Source organism: Pseudomonas putida, assembly GCF_028682175.1.
Classification (GTDB): domain Bacteria; phylum Pseudomonadota; class Gammaproteobacteria; order Pseudomonadales; family Pseudomonadaceae; genus Aquipseudomonas; species Aquipseudomonas putida_AD.
The window spans coordinates 100,731-115,667 of record NZ_JANHKS010000016.1; the positions used below are offsets into that span (position 1 = coordinate 100,731).

13 protein-coding genes are annotated in these 14,937 nt (G+C 61.5%); 8 read left to right on the forward strand and 5 right to left on the reverse strand.

All coding sequences use genetic code 11. The features are described 5' to 3' along the window. Positions 1 to 104 precede the first annotated feature (104 nt). Both NPS29_RS13920 and NPS29_RS13925 read left to right on the forward strand, forming a co-directional pair. Positions 105 to 917, forward strand: coding sequence for a hypothetical protein (locus tag NPS29_RS13920; protein WP_274133253.1), 813 nt, complete (start codon positions 105 to 107; stop codon positions 915 to 917). A gap of 128 nt (positions 918 to 1,045) precedes the next feature. Beyond that, positions 1,046 to 1,762: a hypothetical protein gene (locus NPS29_RS13925; RefSeq protein WP_274133255.1), complete on the forward strand. Its 717-nt coding sequence runs from the start codon at positions 1,046 to 1,048 to the stop codon at positions 1,760 to 1,762. A gap of 320 nt (positions 1,763 to 2,082) precedes the next feature. On the opposite strand, the gene NPS29_RS13930 is transcribed toward NPS29_RS13925, so the two are convergent. Beyond that, entirely contained in the window at positions 2,083 to 3,624 is a 1,542-nt protein-coding gene (locus NPS29_RS13930) for a phosphoenolpyruvate carboxykinase (RefSeq protein WP_274133257.1), read from the reverse strand. Positions 3,625 to 3,815: 191 nt separating this feature from the next. Further along, positions 3,816 to 4,718, reverse strand: a complete 903-nt coding sequence (hslO, locus tag NPS29_RS13935; RefSeq protein ID WP_274133259.1) for an Hsp33 family molecular chaperone HslO — start codon at positions 4,716 to 4,718, stop codon at positions 3,816 to 3,818. 102 nt (positions 4,719 to 4,820) lie between these two features. Here hslO and NPS29_RS13940 point away from each other — a divergent pair, with 102 nt between their 5' ends. Continuing rightward, positions 4,821 to 5,630 carry a phosphatase PAP2 family protein gene (locus NPS29_RS13940; RefSeq protein ID WP_274133260.1) on the forward strand — a complete coding sequence of 270 codons (810 nt, stop codon included), beginning with the start codon at positions 4,821 to 4,823 and terminating at the stop codon, positions 5,628 to 5,630. Between the two features lie 96 nt (positions 5,631 to 5,726). Here NPS29_RS13940 and NPS29_RS13945 read toward each other — a convergent pair whose 3' ends face one another. Then, a complete protein-coding gene (locus NPS29_RS13945) occupies positions 5,727 to 6,128 on the reverse strand; it encodes an RNA-binding S4 domain-containing protein (RefSeq protein ID WP_274133262.1) in 402 nt (133 codons plus the stop codon). A 187-nt stretch (positions 6,129 to 6,315) separates the two neighbouring features. On the opposite strand from NPS29_RS13945, the gene NPS29_RS13950 reads away from it, so the two are divergent. Further along, positions 6,316 to 6,771, forward strand: a complete 456-nt coding sequence (locus tag NPS29_RS13950) for an ATP-dependent zinc protease family protein (RefSeq protein WP_274133278.1) — start codon at positions 6,316 to 6,318, stop codon at positions 6,769 to 6,771. Next, positions 6,768 to 7,673 carry a 30S ribosomal protein S6--L-glutamate ligase gene (rimK, locus tag NPS29_RS13955; RefSeq protein ID WP_093465889.1) on the forward strand — a complete coding sequence of 302 codons (906 nt, stop codon included), beginning with the start codon at positions 6,768 to 6,770 and terminating at the stop codon, positions 7,671 to 7,673. The genes NPS29_RS13950 and rimK overlap by 4 nt, the downstream gene beginning before the upstream one ends. A gap of 140 nt (positions 7,674 to 7,813) precedes the next feature. Here the strand turns inward: rimK and NPS29_RS13960 are convergent, their stop codons facing one another. After that, positions 7,814 to 9,127: an ATP-binding protein gene (locus NPS29_RS13960; protein WP_274133266.1), complete on the reverse strand. Its 1,314-nt coding sequence runs from the start codon at positions 9,125 to 9,127 to the stop codon at positions 7,814 to 7,816. A gap of 171 nt (positions 9,128 to 9,298) precedes the next feature. Then, positions 9,299 to 10,036 carry a two-component system response regulator OmpR gene (gene ompR, locus NPS29_RS13965; RefSeq protein WP_274133268.1) on the reverse strand — a complete coding sequence of 246 codons (738 nt, stop codon included), beginning with the start codon at positions 10,034 to 10,036 and terminating at the stop codon, positions 9,299 to 9,301. 282 nt (positions 10,037 to 10,318) lie between these two features. On the opposite strand from ompR, the gene NPS29_RS13970 reads away from it, so the two are divergent. From NPS29_RS13970 to gshA, 3 genes are all read left to right on the forward strand, one after another. Then, the gene (locus tag NPS29_RS13970) at positions 10,319 to 12,643 is read left to right on the forward strand and encodes a Tex family protein (protein ID WP_274133270.1); all 2,325 of its coding nucleotides are present in this window, start codon (positions 10,319 to 10,321) and stop codon (positions 12,641 to 12,643) included. Then, positions 12,643 to 13,026, forward strand: a complete 384-nt coding sequence (locus NPS29_RS13975; RefSeq protein ID WP_274133272.1) for a PaaI family thioesterase — start codon at positions 12,643 to 12,645, stop codon at positions 13,024 to 13,026. Before NPS29_RS13970 ends, NPS29_RS13975 begins: the two co-directional genes overlap by 1 nt. A 236-nt stretch (positions 13,027 to 13,262) precedes the next feature. Next, a complete protein-coding gene (gene gshA, locus NPS29_RS13980; protein WP_274133273.1) occupies positions 13,263 to 14,849 on the forward strand; it encodes a glutamate--cysteine ligase in 1,587 nt (528 codons plus the stop codon). Positions 14,850 to 14,937 lie beyond the last annotated feature (88 nt).

The following is a 14,937-nucleotide window of genomic DNA, read 5'->3' on the forward strand; positions in this document are numbered from 1 at the left end:
ATCACGCCGCTTAACCTCCCGCAACACAAAACCACGGTCGAATGCGCCCGTGCGCTCATGCCCCAAGATCATCTAGAAAACGCGACATCCGCCAGGGAGAGGCCATGCAACCCAACCAACCGCCCAAGGACGACGGGCAGACCGTGATACAGCGTCTGACACCCGACCAGTTCGATGTCGTACTCGGATCGCATCCAGGTAAGCGAAAAGTCCCACAGCAAAAAAGACCCTTGCCCCTGGGGACCCTGCTGATTGGCGTCGCCCTGCTGCTGGCGATCGTTTACCTGTTCACGCAGATGCTCCAACCAAGGAAAGCAGTTGCGACGGCTGTTGACCCGTCCTTGGCGCTCCAGACTCCGAGCGAGCCGGAGACCATGGCGCCTGAACCCGCGATCCGCACCACTGAGCAGGTGGTCTACGTGGCGCCACGGCTGGACACGACACCCCAGCCTGTTGCCTCCAAACCGCTGGATGACTGTCTGAAAGAAGGCAACGTGATCGACCGCAACGTCATCAATTGCCGCTTCGGCGACGGCCAAGCCACCGACTACAACGCGCCTCGCCCCCAGGGCATGGTCTCGGATCGCTACATGGCGCAGTACAAATCTGCCGCCGCCAAGCCCAAGGCCGAAACCGGCCGGCAATACGAAGTGGCGGGCGTGCTGATCCGTGAGGTTGACGGCCGCAACCGCTACGAGGCGCGTTATCGGATCTACAACCACCACGTCGAAAACAGCAGCGTGTGCATGAACTTCAAGAGCGACACTGTCGAATACCGAGAATGCCGGCGTGCCGCCGAGCCCTACTTCAAGGACATGTGCAGCGACTGGACCAAACGCGCAGCCAAGGACAAGGACGAAAAAAACAAATTGGCCCAAGACCAGTTCTGCGAAGCGGCGCGGACTTACAGGCCGTAGTGACACACCGCCGCTGAAACTTAGATGTCAGGCAAAGAATTACCGAAGGGATTCGACAAAATCCGGTTTCGATGGTCATACGTTTCGCCAAGCAGAGGCCCAAAGGCCGATCACTTCAGGAAGACGTCATGACCCGCACCCATTACCTGCCCCTGTTATTCACCGCCTTGATGGCCACGCTCGCCGGTTGCGGTGACAAGAGCGCCGGAAAAGCCGCCAGCGCCACTGCCGACGCTCGCGGGCTGTCCAAATCAATGACGGTGGATGTCAGCGGCGCCATGAACCTGCATTACGAGGCCCATGGCGACGCGGTAGGTGTAGGGTTCCTGCCGGGCAAGCAGCCCGGCGCCAACTGGCTGACCCTGAGCGCCGACCAGGAAGCCGACGGCGACCGCAACGAAGTCAGCATCGGGCCGGTGGTGGGCTTCTCTTTTGAAGATCCCGATCAGGAAAAGCACGCCATCATGTTTCAGGGCGGCCGCGTGGAAGTCGCCCACGACGAAAACAGCGCCTCCTACGATACCGGTTCCTACTACCAGTACTACGATGCCGACAAGAGCGGTGCCAACAGCAACGTGAAACTCGATTTCAGCAAGATCGAAAAGCTGGAGTCGGGCAACAAGCTGCTGGACCGCTATCGCCTGATCGGCACCTTCCAGTTCAATGCCGCCCTGTCACCCGAGCAGCCGTCCGACGACTGCACCCGGGAAGCCGCCGCCTACGCCGCCGAGCACGGCGAACGTCATCCGGGGTTCGACGCAGGGCTGTGCAACGCCAAGAGCGTCGTTGCCAAAGGCAGCTTTGACATCACCCAGGACTTTCCGGCGACTGAAAAAGCGGGCTGAGCCCTGCCCAGTCTGACTTACCGGCGATACCGATCCCAAAGCCGCCCCCGCCGGCAAGCCGTGCTGCTACGGGGTGGTGAGGGGGTGCGGGATTTGTGAGACACCATTGAATCCGTAGCAGCACGGCTTGCCGGCGGGAGCGATTTCAAGCACGCCGACGCCGGCGAGCCGGATTGCTACGGACCAAGGGTGTGACACAAATCTTGCGCCCCCCCAATCCCCCGTAGCAGTCCGGCTTGCCGGCGATGGCGGTTTCGAGGCCGCCGCGCCCATAAAAAAACCGCCCCGAAGGGCGGTTTCTTGTTCGGCTGAATCCGATCTTACAACTTCGGACCCGCTGCCTTGATGGCGTCGCTCACGTCGAACTTCTTGAAGTTCTCGATGAACAGGCCGGCCAGGGCCTTGGCGGCTTCGTCGTAGGCCGCTTTGTCAGCCCAGGTGTTGCGCGGGTTGAGCAGTACGGTTTCGACGCCCGGTACCGACTTCGGCACGTCCAGGTTGACGGTGTCCAGGTGCTCGGTTTCAGCACCGATCAGCGCGCCGCTCTGGATGGCTGCGATGACGCCACGGGTGGTCGGGATGTTGAAGCGTTTGCCCACGCCGTAGCCGCCGCCGGTCCAGCCGGTGTTGACCAGGTAGACCTTGGAGCCGAAGCCGCGGATGCGCTTGATCAGCAGCTCTGCGTATTCGCCAGCCGGACGCGGGAAGAACGGCGCGCCGAAGCAGGTGGAGAAGGTCGACTTGATGCCGGCGCCCGAGCCCATTTCGGTCGAACCGACCAGCGCGGTGTAGCCCGACAGGAAGTGGTAGGCCGCTTGTTCTTCGCTGAGGATCGACACAGGCGGCAGAACGCCGGTCAGGTCGCAGGTCAGGAAGATCACGGCGTTTGGCTCGCCGCCCAGGTTCGCTTCGGAGCGCTTTTCAACGTGCTCCAGCGGGTAGGCGGCGCGGCTGTTCTGGGTCAGGCTGCTGTCGGCGTAGTCGGCGTGCTTGTTGGCATCCAGAACTACGTTTTCCAGCACTGCGCCATGCTTGATGGCTTTCCAGATGACAGGCTCGTTCTTCTCGGACAGGTCGATGCACTTGGCGTAGCAACCGCCTTCCATGTTGAAGACAACGCCTTCGCCCCAGCCGTGCTCGTCGTCACCGATCAGGTAACGGCTTTCGTCGGCCGACAGGGTGGTCTTGCCGGTGCCCGACAGACCGAAGAACAGGGTCACGTCGCCTTCTTCGCCGATGTTGGCGGCGCAGTGCATTGGCAGCACGTCGGACGCCGGCAGCAGGAAGTTCTGTACCGAGAACATGGCCTTTTTCATTTCGCCGGCGTAACGCATGCCCGCGATCAGGACTTTCTTCTGTGCGAAGTTGATGATGACGGTGCCGTCGGAGTTGGTGCCGTCACGCTCAGGCACGCACTCGAAGTTGGCAACGTTGAGGATCTGCCATTCTTCGCGACCGGCCGGGTTGTACTGAGCCGGGTTGATGAACAGGCAACGACCGAACAGGTTCTGCCAGGCAGTCTGGGTGGTCATTTTCACGGCCAGGTAGTGATCGGCCGCAGCGCCTACGTGCACGTGGGAAACGAAATGTTCCTGGGCGTTGTTGAACGCCTCGACACGGGCCCACAGGGCATCGAATTTGTCGGCAGGGAATTTGCGGTTGATCGGACCCCAGGCAATTGCTTCCTGGGTAGTCGGTTCTTCAACGATGAAACGGTCGACTGGCGAACGGCCAGTGCGATGGCCGGTTTCCACGACGAGTGCGCCGGTATCGGACAGTACGCCTTCACCGCGACTGAGGGCTTCTTTAACCAGATCGTCAACACTGAGATCGGTGTGAACGGCGTTATTGGCTTGCGTCATGAGATTCCCCGTCGGCCCGCTGGCCGAGTGCTCCAAACGTTTTGTAGTAGAAAAACCCTGACTACTACAGCTAAAAAGTGGCCGGATTATGCCAGAAAAGCCCAAAAAAGGTAGGGCCCTCCTGTCAGAACTACATAAAGGAGAGCCAAGCCTGCCGGGCAGAAACCATTCAGCCCGGCCTTGGCACTACATCAATGGCGAGTGTCGGAAGGGGTATCGACGCCGCCGCCTGCGAACAGCTGCACTACATCTGTTGCATCGAACAAATAGCGCTGATTGCAGAACTGGCAATCGATCTCGACGGTACCGTTGTGCTCGACCACCAATTGCTGTGCATCTTCCAGACCAAGACTGACCAGCGCGTTGGCCGACCGCTCGCGCGAGCAGCTGCAACGGAACACCAGCGGCTGAATATCGAACATGCGCACGGCGTCTTCGTGGAACAGGCGGTGCAGAACGGTCTCGTTGTTGAGGCTCAGCAGCTCTTCGGCAGTCAGTGTGTCGACCAGCGTGTTGACGTGCTGCCAACTGGCCGCGCGCTCTTCGGGCTCGCGGAGTTTTTCCGGTGGCAGCTGCTGGAGCAGCATGCCACGGGCCCGCTTGCCGTCAGCCTTGATCCAGAAGCGCGTAGGCAACTGCTCGGACATCACGAAGTATTCGGACAGGCAGGCCGACAGATCGACCCCGTCCAGACCCACGATGCCCTGGTAGCGTTTGCCCTGGCGCGGATCGATGGTCATGGTCAGGTCGCCGTCGGGCATCAGGTCCTGCAACGTCGCGCCTGGCGTGACCAGGCTCTCGTCGTAACGGGCAATACCGCGAAGCTCGCGCTCACTGGAGCACTCGATCATCAGCAGCGACACCGGGCCGAGGGAGCGGGCCTGGAGCACCAGCAAACCGTCGAACTTCAAGGTGCCCACCAGCAAGGCAGCCGCTGCGAGCATTTCGCCGAGCAATTGCGCGACCGGCTCAGGGTACGGGTGCTTGGCCAAAACCTCCGCGTAGCTGCGCTCGAGCGCCACTAGCTCGCCGCGAACGTCGCTCTCATCGAAGATGAAACGCTGGGTGTAATCGATATCCGGGAATTCATGCATGGGAAAAAGGTATCTGAATTAATGACAAAGTGATGACAAGCGCCTATAAAACGCGGTTTCGCACTAACCTGTGCCGCATTGCCATTTCGATGGGGTTATTTTATGGACTATCCAGCGCTGTTCCAACCCAAGTGGAACGCCAAAAAATTCTTGCTGTGTCATCTGGTAGCGCTCGTCTTGCTGCTGGTGTGGATTTGGCCCACAGGCCATGCGGCATTCACGCAGTTCGACGAATGGTTTTTCCATCTGCTGAACCGACCACTGGTACAGAACAAGGCCTGGTTGTGGACCTGGACAGTCGCCAGTATGCGCCCGTTCGATATCGTCGTCGGCCTGATTCTGTTGATGCTGCTCATCAAGGGCGACTGGGTGTTCAAGGCGGTGCAGGCACGGGCTGCATTGATCGGCTTCGTGTTGACGCTGATCCTGCTGCTGATCATCCGCACCGTGTTTTCCAAGATCATCGATCACACGTCCTTGCAGCATGACAGCGCATCGGTGGTGATTCCCGACGCGATCAAGCTCAGCGAGATCTTCCCGACGCTGGAAGACAAATGGCAGCTCAAGGACCGTTCGAGCCAGAGCTTTCCGGGCGACCACGCTTCGGTCCTGCTGATCTGGGCAATGTTCATGACCCTCTTCAGCCGCACCGTTGGCCAACGCGTAGTGATCTGGGCGCTGGCGTTGCTGTTCATGATGCCGCGCCTGGTCGCGGGTGCGCACTGGGGCCAGGATGACTACATCGGCGGCGTATTGATCGCCCTGCTGGCGCTGGCCTGGAGCTGCTACACCCCGTTCGCGGCGGTCGCCACCGGCTTTGTGCTGCGAGCGACGGCGCCGATCTTCAATCTGTTCGGGCGGATTCCGCTGTTCAAATGCCTTGCGATCATGAAGCCGGGCGCGCAGTTGTAACCGCCGACGACTTGTAGCAGCACGGCTTGCCGGCGGGGCGTCATTGAAATCGCCCCCGCCGGCAAGCCGCGCTGCTACGAATTGGCAGGCGCGACTTCAATCATCCCCTGACCGAAACTGAAACAATTGTCGGCGCTGCTTCTTGGTCGGCCTGCCGTCCGTTGTCACGCCCAGGCTGCCCGCCTTGCGCATCTCGGCCGCCTGCTCACGTTTGGCCACACTTTCCGGAGTTTCGCTGTAGAGCAACTGTGCCTCCGGCGCGCCGCGACGCACGATGGACAGCGCCTTGACGACGACCGTGCGCTCATCGAAGCCGGCTCGAATCTGGAACTCGTCGCCAATGCGCGGCTCCTTGCCCGGCTTGCAACGCTCTCCACGGCAGTGCACCTTGCCGCTTTCTATGGCCGCCTTGGCCAGTGCGCGGGTCTTGAAGAAGCGCGCGGCCCAAAGCCATTTGTCCAGACGAACCTTGTCGTCCTCGTCTGACTTCTGTGTCATCTGAATTCCTCAATTACGTGATAGTCAGAACTGTACTACGCAATGTCGAGCACGCAGTAATCGCAAGCGTTGGGTAGAATCCTCCGCACACATGTGAGGGCATGCACACTCGTCTTCGCCAAGCTATTGTGGGCAGAACGCTCAAACGTACGGGATCGCTTTGAAAACATTCGACCATCTCACAGTCATCGGCCTTCGCGAATGGGTGGCGCTGCCCCATCTGGGCGTCGCCGGGCTGCGCGCGAAGATCGACACCGGGGCCAGCACCTCAAGCCTGCACGCCACGGAAATCGAGCCCTTCGAACGCGATGGAGAAAAGTGGGTGCGCTTCAACGCCCACCTTGGCACCGTCGTGCAGTTGCGCCATCGCCGATGCGAAGCGCAACTGGTGGCGATGAAAACCATCAAGAGTTCCAACGGGCAGGCTCAGGTGCGGTATGTGATTCGCACCACGCTGGCGCTGGGTGACCGGGTCTGGCCCGTCGAGTTCACGCTGGCGTGCCGCAAGGCCATGCGGTATCGGTTGTTATTGGGTTCCAAGGCTCTGATCGACGGCCAGCTGGTGGTCAATCCGGGCGTTACTTATGTTCAGGACAAACCGGTATTTCCGGCCTCAAATTCCTCTGTCACAGGTGTTGCATGAAGATCGCTGTGCTTTCGCGAAATCCGCGTCTGTATTCAACTCGTCGCCTGGTCGAAGCCGGTATCCAGCGAGGCCACGAGGTCGTTGTGATCGATACCCTGCGCGCCTATATGAACATCGCCAGTCATAAGCCGCAGATCCACTACCGAGGCAAGCCACTGGAAGGTTTCGATGCGGTGATCCCGCGCATCGGCGCCTCGGTCACCTTCTATGGCTGCGCGGTACTGCGTCAGTTCGAAATGATGGGCGTGTTCCCGCTCAACGAATCGGTCGCCATCGCCCGCTCGCGAGACAAGCTTCGCTCGCTGCAGCTGCTGTCCCGCCGCGGGATCGGCCTGCCGGTGACCGGCTTTGCCCACTCCCCCGACGACATCCCCGACCTGATCCAGATGGTCAATGGCGCTCCGCTGGTCATCAAGGTGCTGGAAGGCACCCAGGGCATCGGCGTGGTGCTGTGCGAAACCGCCACGGCTGCGGAATCGGTGATCGAGGCGTTCATGGGCCTCAAGCAGGACATCATGGTGCAGGAGTACATCAAGGAAGCGGGCGGTGCTGACATCCGCTGCTTCGTGGTGGGCGACAAGGTCATCGCCTCGATGATGCGCCAGGCCAAACCCGGCGAGTTCCGCTCCAACCTGCACCGTGGCGGCACGGCCAGCCTCATCAAGATCACCCCCGAAGAGCGCATGACCGCCATCCGCGCCGCCAAGGTCATGGGCCTGAGCGTGGCCGGGGTCGACATCCTGCGCTCCAACCACGGGCCGCTGGTGATGGAAGTGAACTCCTCGCCCGGCCTGGAAGGCATCGAGGCCACCACAGGCAAGGACGTGGCGGGGATGATCATTCAATACATCGAGAAAAACGGCGGTCCGCACATGACGCGGACCAAGGGCAAGGGGTGATCCGCACGTCCATCGGCCAAACCCGCTGCGGCACCCGCCTGTAGGAGCGCGCTTGCCCGCGACTGCGTCAATCCAGACACCCTCGCGGTGACTGTCACGCCGCAGTCGCGGGCAAGCGCGCTCCTACACAGGCATGCGGGTCAAACCGCATCCCTTGGCAACATCAACCCCAGCGGCAGCCTGACTCGCGCTTCCAACCCTCCTCCCGAACGATTACGCAGCTCGACATTGCCGCCGTGCATCGCGGCGATGCGCTTGACGATGGCCAGCCCCAGGCCGGTGCCTTTGCCGCTGCGGGCGCGGTCGCCGCGGGTGAAGGGGTTGAAGATGCCTTCCAGTTCCGACGGATCGATGCCCAGGCCGCGGTCCATGACGCTGAGCACCACGTAAGGAGCGCCGCTGTCGCCGGACACATAGGCCGCCACCTCAACACCATCCCCTGCGTGATGCATGGCATTGCCGATGAGGTTGGCGAGCAGGCGCTTCATCGAAACACGGCGCAACGCAAAGGGCGGAATGGACTCAAGGCACAGGCGCACCTGTTCCACCGGCGTGTTGTAAGGCGCGACCACTTCGTTGACCAGTTCCACCAGATCGACTTCCTCGACCTCTTCGTCGCGCCCGTCGCGGATGAACGCCAGAAACTGATCCAGGATCGCGTCCATGTCTTCGATGTCGCGAACCATGCCATCCATGAATTCGTTGTCCTTGGGCATCAGCTCCAGTGACAGCCGCAGCCGCGTGAGCGGTGTGCGCAAGTCGTGGGAAACCCCGGCCAACATCAGTTCCCTCTCCTGCCCTGCCTGCTCGACGTCTTCAGCCATCTGGTTGAAGGCGCGGTAGACCTCGGTCATTTCGCTGGGGGTATCGCTGACCGGCAGGCGCACGCTGCGCCCCTGCCCCAACTGGCGAGCGGCGAACACCAGGCGCTTGAGCGGCTGGTTGAGCTGGCTGACGAAAATCCACGCGGAGGCCGTGGACAGCAGACCGATTGCCAGGAACCAGCCCAGCACGCTCCAGATTTTCTGGCCACGCAGAGGGTGCGGATACAGCGGCACCTTCAGCCAGCCATCGCCCAGGCTCGGCGCACGCACCCACAGCGCCGGAGGCGCATGCACGCGCAGTCGCACCTCGGTGTCTGCGCCAAGCTCCGCCTGCATCTGCCGCTGGTAGATCTCGGAGTACGGCCAGTGCTGCTCGCCTTCCGGAACGCCACCGCCAACCACGCGAATCAGGCCTGCCGCGTCGGCGATGGTCTGCCGGTCGCTTTCATCCGCCGCCCAGTAGGCCCGCAAGGTCAAGGCAACGCCATGGCTGTACTGGCGGTCCACAAGCACGTCCTCGTTCATCAGCAGATAGACCAGCGTCAGTGCCTTGGAGAACAGAACCACGATAAGCACCAGCCACAGGGTGCGAGAGAAAAAACTTTGCGGGAACCAGAGCGGCGTCTTCATGGCAGCAGCTACACACTTTGCAGGAGCGAGCCAGGCTCGCGAATTTTCGCGGATGACAAGAGACAGCAAAACCAGGCACTCCGGCGATTCCGTCTGGAAACGTCAGGGTGACTGGTTGGCGTTTGCGGGTGCGCAACGCACCCGACGGGCAATCTGTCGACTCGACCTTTGTTACTTGTTGGCGCCGTCCGGCACAAATACATAGCCCACACCCCAGACCGTCTGGATGTAGCGCGGCTTGGCAGCGTCCACTTCGATCAGGCGCCGCAGGCGGGAAATCTGGACGTCGATGGACCGCTCCAGCGCATCCCATTCACGACCACGGGCCAGGTTCATGAGTTTGTCCCGGGTCAATGGCTCGCGGGCATGCATGACCAGCGCCTTGAGCACCGCGAACTCACCGGTGGTGAGCATGTGCACTTCATCGCCGCGCTTGAGCTCACGGGTTGCCAGGGAGAGCTCGTAGTCGCCAAAGGTGACGGTTTCGTCCTCGCTGGCCGGTGCTCCGGGAACTGGCGCGGACTGGCGACGCAACACCGCCTTGACGCGGGCCATCAGCTCGTCAGGGTTGAAAGGCTTGGCCAGGTAATCGTCAGCGCCCAGCTCAAGGCCCTTGATGCGGCTCAGCTCGTCGCCCTTGGCGGTGAGCATGATGATGGGAATCTGGTTGTTGGAGGCGCGCAGACGACGGCATGCCGACAGGCCATCCTCGCCCGGCAGCATCAGGTCCAGGACCACGAGGTGAAACACTTCGCGAGCCAGCAGTCGGTCCATTTGCTCCACGTTGGCCACCGCACGGGCGCGATAGCCCTTGCTGGTGAAAAAGCGTTCTAACAGGCTGCTCAGGCCCGGGTCATCATCGACGATGAGGATTTTCTCGCCTTCAGCCGTTTGTGCAGTGCTGCTCATTGGATGCTCCTTTGATCTCGGCGCGCATTATGGCGTAGCTGCTGCTACGCGCACCGTGTGCATTGTTAGCAGATTTTTCCTGGGCTGCCACTGATGCTCTGCCTCGCGGCTGCGGGGCTATCGCGGGCGGGGCTTCTACAAGGGTTTTACCGCAGCTGACGGGCCGGTCCCCATATCAGGGTTCACTGGGTATAATGCGCCGCCCTCAAGGTCAGGCAACACCCGCTCACGGCGGTTCGCCAGCAGCTGGATTTTTTGCACATACATTTGCCAGGTGGTTTTATGGACAGTATCAACAGCCGCATCGCCGAGGAACTCGGTGTCCGCCCGCAACAGGTCGAAGCGGCCGTCGCGCTACTGGATGAAGGCTCTACCGTGCCCTTCATCGCTCGCTACCGTAAAGAAGTGACTGGCAGCCTCGATGACACGCAACTGCGTCATCTGGAAGAGCGCCTGCGCTATCTGCGTGAACTCGAAGACCGCCGCGTGGCGATCCTTGCCAGCATCGAAGAGCAAGGCAAGCTGACCCCTGAATTGGCCCGCGACATCAAGCTGGCCGACACCAAGACCCGCCTCGAAGACCTGTACCTGCCGTACAAGCAGAAGCGCCGCACCAAGGGCCAGATCGCCCTGGAAGCGGGCCTCGGCGAACTGGCGGACGGCTTGTTCAACGACCCGACGCTGACACCCGAAACCGAAGCTGCGCGCTTCGTCGATGCCGAAAAAGGCTTCGCTGACACCAAGGCTGTGCTCGAAGGCGCCAAGTACATCCTCATGGAGCGCTTCGCCGAAGACGCCACGCTGCTGGAAAAACTGCGCGGTTTCCTCAAGCAGGAAGCGGTCATCAGTGCCCGAGTGGTGGCTGGCAAGGAAGAAGAAGGCGCGAAATTCCGCGACTATTTCGAACACGACGAGCCGCTCAAGAGCATGCCGTCGCACCGCGCCCTGGCGATTTTCCGTGGCCGCAACGAAGGCATCCTCAGCTCGGCGCTGAAGGTCGGCGAGGAACTGCCAGGCACCCTGCACCCTTGCGAGCTGATGATCGGCGAGCGTTTCGGCCTGTCGAACCAGAACCGTCCTGCCGACAAATGGCTGGGCGAAGTGGTGCGCTGGACGTGGAAGGTCAAGCTCTACTCGCACCTTGAAACCGACCTGCTGGGCGAGCTGCGCGATGGCGCCGAGACCGAAGCCATCAACGTGTTCGCCCACAACCTGCATGACCTGCTGCTGGCCGCCCCCGCAGGCCCGCGTGCGACCCTGGGGCTGGACCCTGGCCTGCGCACCGGCTGCAAGGTGGCCGTGGTCGATGCCACCGGCAAGCTGCTGGATCACGCCACCGTTTACCCGCATGTGCCGAAAAACCAGTGGGACCAGACCATCGCTGTGCTGGCCGCCCTGTGCGCCAAGCACTCGGTTGACCTGATCGCCATCGGCAACGGCACCGCCAGCCGCGAAACCGACAAGCTGGCCGCCGAACTGATCAAGAAATACCCGGGCCTGAAGATGACCAAGATCATGGTCTCCGAGGCAGGCGCTTCGGTGTATTCGGCCTCGGAACTGGCGGCCAAGGAATTCCCGGACCTGGACGTGTCGATCCGTGGCGCGGTGTCCATCGCCCGTCGCCTGCAGGATCCGCTGGCAGAGCTGGTGAAGATCGATCCGAAATCCATCGGCGTCGGCCAGTACCAGCACGACGTTTCCCAGCTCAAGCTGGCGCGGGGCCTGGACGCGGTTGTCGAGGACTGCGTGAACGCCGTGGGCGTGGACGTGAACACCGCGTCGGTCGCCCTGCTGGCGCGGATTTCCGGCCTCAACACCACGCTTGCGCAGAACATCGTCAACCATCGCGACGAGAACGGCGCCTTCAAGACTCGCGCCTCGCTGAAGAAAGTCCCGCGCCTGGGCGAGAAGACCTTCGAACAGGCCGCAGGCTTCCTGCGCGTCATGAACGGTGACAATCCGCTGGATTCGTCCGCAGTGCACCCTGAGGCCTATCCGCTGGTGCAACGCATCGCCGCTGAAACCGACCGCGACATCCGCTCGCTGATCGGCGACGCCAGCTTCCTCAAGCGTCTGGATCCGAAGAAATTCACCGACGAGACTTTCGGCCTGCCGACCGTCACCGACATTCTTCAGGAACTGGAAAAGCCGGGCCGCGACCCGCGCCCGGAGTTCAAGACTGCCGAGTTCCAGGAAGGCGTCGAAGACCTCAAGGACCTGCAACTGGGCATGATCCTCGAAGGCGTGGTGACCAACGTGACCAATTTCGGTGCTTTCGTCGACATCGGCGTGCATCAGGACGGTTTGGTGCATATCTCTGCGCTTTCGGAGAAGTTCATCAAGGATCCTCGCGAAGCGGTGAAAGCCGGTGACGTGGTCAAGGTCAAGGTCATGGAAGTCGACATTCCGCGCAAGCGCGTGGGCCTGTCGATGCGCATGAGCGACACTCCGGGCGAGAAGATCGACGGCGCCCGTGGCCCGCGTCCAGGCTCCTCGCCGCGTCAGCAGCAGAGCAGTGCACCGCGCAAGGAAACCGCGACCGCAGCCCCGGCCAACAACGCCATGGCTTCACTCTTCGCCAACGCCAAACAACTGAAGAAACGCTGATGGATATTCCGCAAGGTCTGACCGAAAGCGCCTACTTCAAGACGCTGGGCTGCAAGCTGGTGCGCCTGGGCGACGGGGTCGCCGAGGTGACCCTGGCGCTGGAGCCACACCTGCGCAACCGTGGCAACGTGATGCACGGCGGCGCGCTGTTCAGCCTCGTCGATATCGCCATGGGGCTGGCCTGTTCCAGCTCCCATGGTTTCGACAAGCAAAGCGTTACCGTTGAATGCAAGATCAACTACATGCGCGGCGTGCCGGACGGTGAAGTCACCTGTATCGGCACCGTCCTGCACGCAGGAAGACGCACGCTGGTGGTCGAAGCCGAGGTGCGCCAGGCCGACAAACTGGTCGCTAAAGCGCAAGGCACGTTCGCGATCGTCTAGCTGTCCGATAGGAATATGGGTTAATTTCGGCGCAGAATCTGTGCACTGGTTCCGAGATGGACAGCAGTGCCGAAATTATTCTGGCAGTTCCTGCAGGCAGACCTGCAGGAACCGACAGCGACGGACTCAGGCGTTCGGACCAAAAACGAGGCGAAAACGCCAGTTCCTTTCTTCACCCTTGTAGACCGCCATATCGCCCCCATATAGGGCCGACTGACGCGTGAAGGAATTCCAACTTGAGCGAACTTCTCAACCGCCGCCTGGCTCTGCTTGGCGAGCAGCCCAACCTCTCCCTCCTGGAGAAGTGCTTGCATGGTATCGAGCGTGAATGCCTGCGCGTGACGGGCGAAGGTCGCCTGGCCCAGACGCCGCATCCCGAAGCACTGGGCTCTGCGCTGACCAACGAACAGATCACCACCGATTACTCCGAATCGCTGCTGGAGTTCATTACCCCGGCGCTGAGCAACCCTGCAGATACCCTCGAAAGCCTGGAGAAAATCCACCGCTTCGCCTACAGCAAGCTGGGCAACGAGTACATCTGGAGCCCTTCGATGCCGTGCCCGCTGCCGGCCGAGGAAGACATCCCGATCGCGTATTACGGCACCTCCAACATCGGCAAGCTCAAGTACGTGTACCGCCAGGGATTGGCGCTGCGCTACGGCAAGACGATGCAATGCATCGCCGGGATCCACTACAACTTCTCGCTGCCGGAGGCCATCTGGCCGCTGCTGCGCCAGACCGAAGGTTTCCAGGGCAGCGACCGCGACTTCCAGTCCGAGAGCTACATTGGCCTGATTCGCAATTTCCGTCGCTACAGCTGGCTGCTGATGTACCTGTTCGGTGCATCGCCGGCGCTGGACGCCAGCTTCCTGCGTGGCCGTTCGCACCAGCTCGAACAGTACGACGCAGACACCTTGTACCTGCCCTACGCCACCAGCCTGCGCATGAGCGACCTGGGTTACCAGAGCAACGCCCAGGCCGACCTGACGCCTTGCTATAACGACCTGCTGACCTACACCGACAGCCTGCGCAAAGCGGTGGCAACGCCCTACGCGCCGTATGTCGAAATCGGTACGCACAAGGATGGCGAGTGGATTCAGCTCAACACCAACGTGCTGCAGATCGAGAACGAGTACTACTCGACCATCCGCCCCAAACGCGTCACCTACTCGGGCGAACGTCCGATTCAGGCGCTGATGGCCCGTGGCGTGCAATACGTCGAAGTGCGCTGCCTGGACATCAACCCGTTCCTGCCAGTGGGCATCGACCTGCAACAGTCGCGCTTCATCGACGCCTTCGTGCTGTTCTGCGCCCTGCAGGAAAGCCCGCAACTGGCCGATTGCGAGTGCGGTAACGCCAGCAGTAACTTCCTGACCGTGGTCAAGGAAGGTCGCCGTCCTGGGCTGCAACTGAGCCGCAATACCTCGACCATCGACCTGAAGGTCTGGGCCGACGAGTTGCTGGACAAGATCGAGCCGATCATTGCGCTGCTGGACAAGAGCCAGGGCATCGACGAACACGCCAAATCCCTGGCCGCCCAGCGCGCCAAGGTCGCGGATGCGTCGCTGACGCCGTCGGCACAGGTGCTGGCCGCGATGAGCGAGCACAAGGAAGGCTTTACCGCCTTCTCCCTGCGCCAGGCGCAGGTGCACGCCGAGCACTTCCGTAGCCAGCCGTTGAGTGTCGAGGATCAGACGGACTTCGAAACCAGGGCTCGCGAGTCGCTGGCGCAGCAGTCCGAGATGGAACAGACCGAAGAGCCGGTGGACTTCGACACCTTTGTCGGGGCTTATCAGGCGAGCATTCTGGCGATCAGTAATTGATCTGGATGCGGGAATGAAAACGGCGTGCTCAGGCACGCCGTTTTTCTGTCGGTCATTGGCGCTTCGTAGCAGCACGGCTTGCCGGCGG

Bases quoted from the DNA above. Each gene is read 5' to 3' on its own strand.
- NPS29_RS13920 (WP_274133253.1), top strand. From the start codon at position 105: ATGCAACCCAACCAACCGCCCAAGGACGACGGGCAGACCGTGATACAG.
- NPS29_RS13925 (WP_274133255.1), top strand. From the start codon at position 1,046: ATGACCCGCACCCATTACCTGCCCCTGTTATTCACCGCCTTGATGGCC.
- NPS29_RS13930 (WP_274133257.1), bottom strand. From the start codon at position 3,624: ATGACGCAAGCCAATAACGCCGTTCACACCGATCTCAGTGTTGACGAT.
- hslO (WP_274133259.1), bottom strand. From the start codon at position 4,718: ATGCATGAATTCCCGGATATCGATTACACCCAGCGTTTCATCTTCGAT.
- NPS29_RS13940 (WP_274133260.1), top strand. From the start codon at position 4,821: ATGGACTATCCAGCGCTGTTCCAACCCAAGTGGAACGCCAAAAAATTC.
- NPS29_RS13945 (WP_274133262.1), bottom strand. From the start codon at position 6,128: ATGACACAGAAGTCAGACGAGGACGACAAGGTTCGTCTGGACAAATGG.
- rimK (WP_093465889.1), top strand. From the start codon at position 6,768: ATGAAGATCGCTGTGCTTTCGCGAAATCCGCGTCTGTATTCAACTCGT.
- NPS29_RS13960 (WP_274133266.1), bottom strand. From the start codon at position 9,127: ATGAAGACGCCGCTCTGGTTCCCGCAAAGTTTTTTCTCTCGCACCCTG.
- ompR (WP_274133268.1), bottom strand. From the start codon at position 10,036: ATGAGCAGCACTGCACAAACGGCTGAAGGCGAGAAAATCCTCATCGTC.
- NPS29_RS13970 (WP_274133270.1), top strand. From the start codon at position 10,319: ATGGACAGTATCAACAGCCGCATCGCCGAGGAACTCGGTGTCCGCCCG.
- NPS29_RS13975 (WP_274133272.1), top strand. From the start codon at position 12,643: ATGGATATTCCGCAAGGTCTGACCGAAAGCGCCTACTTCAAGACGCTG.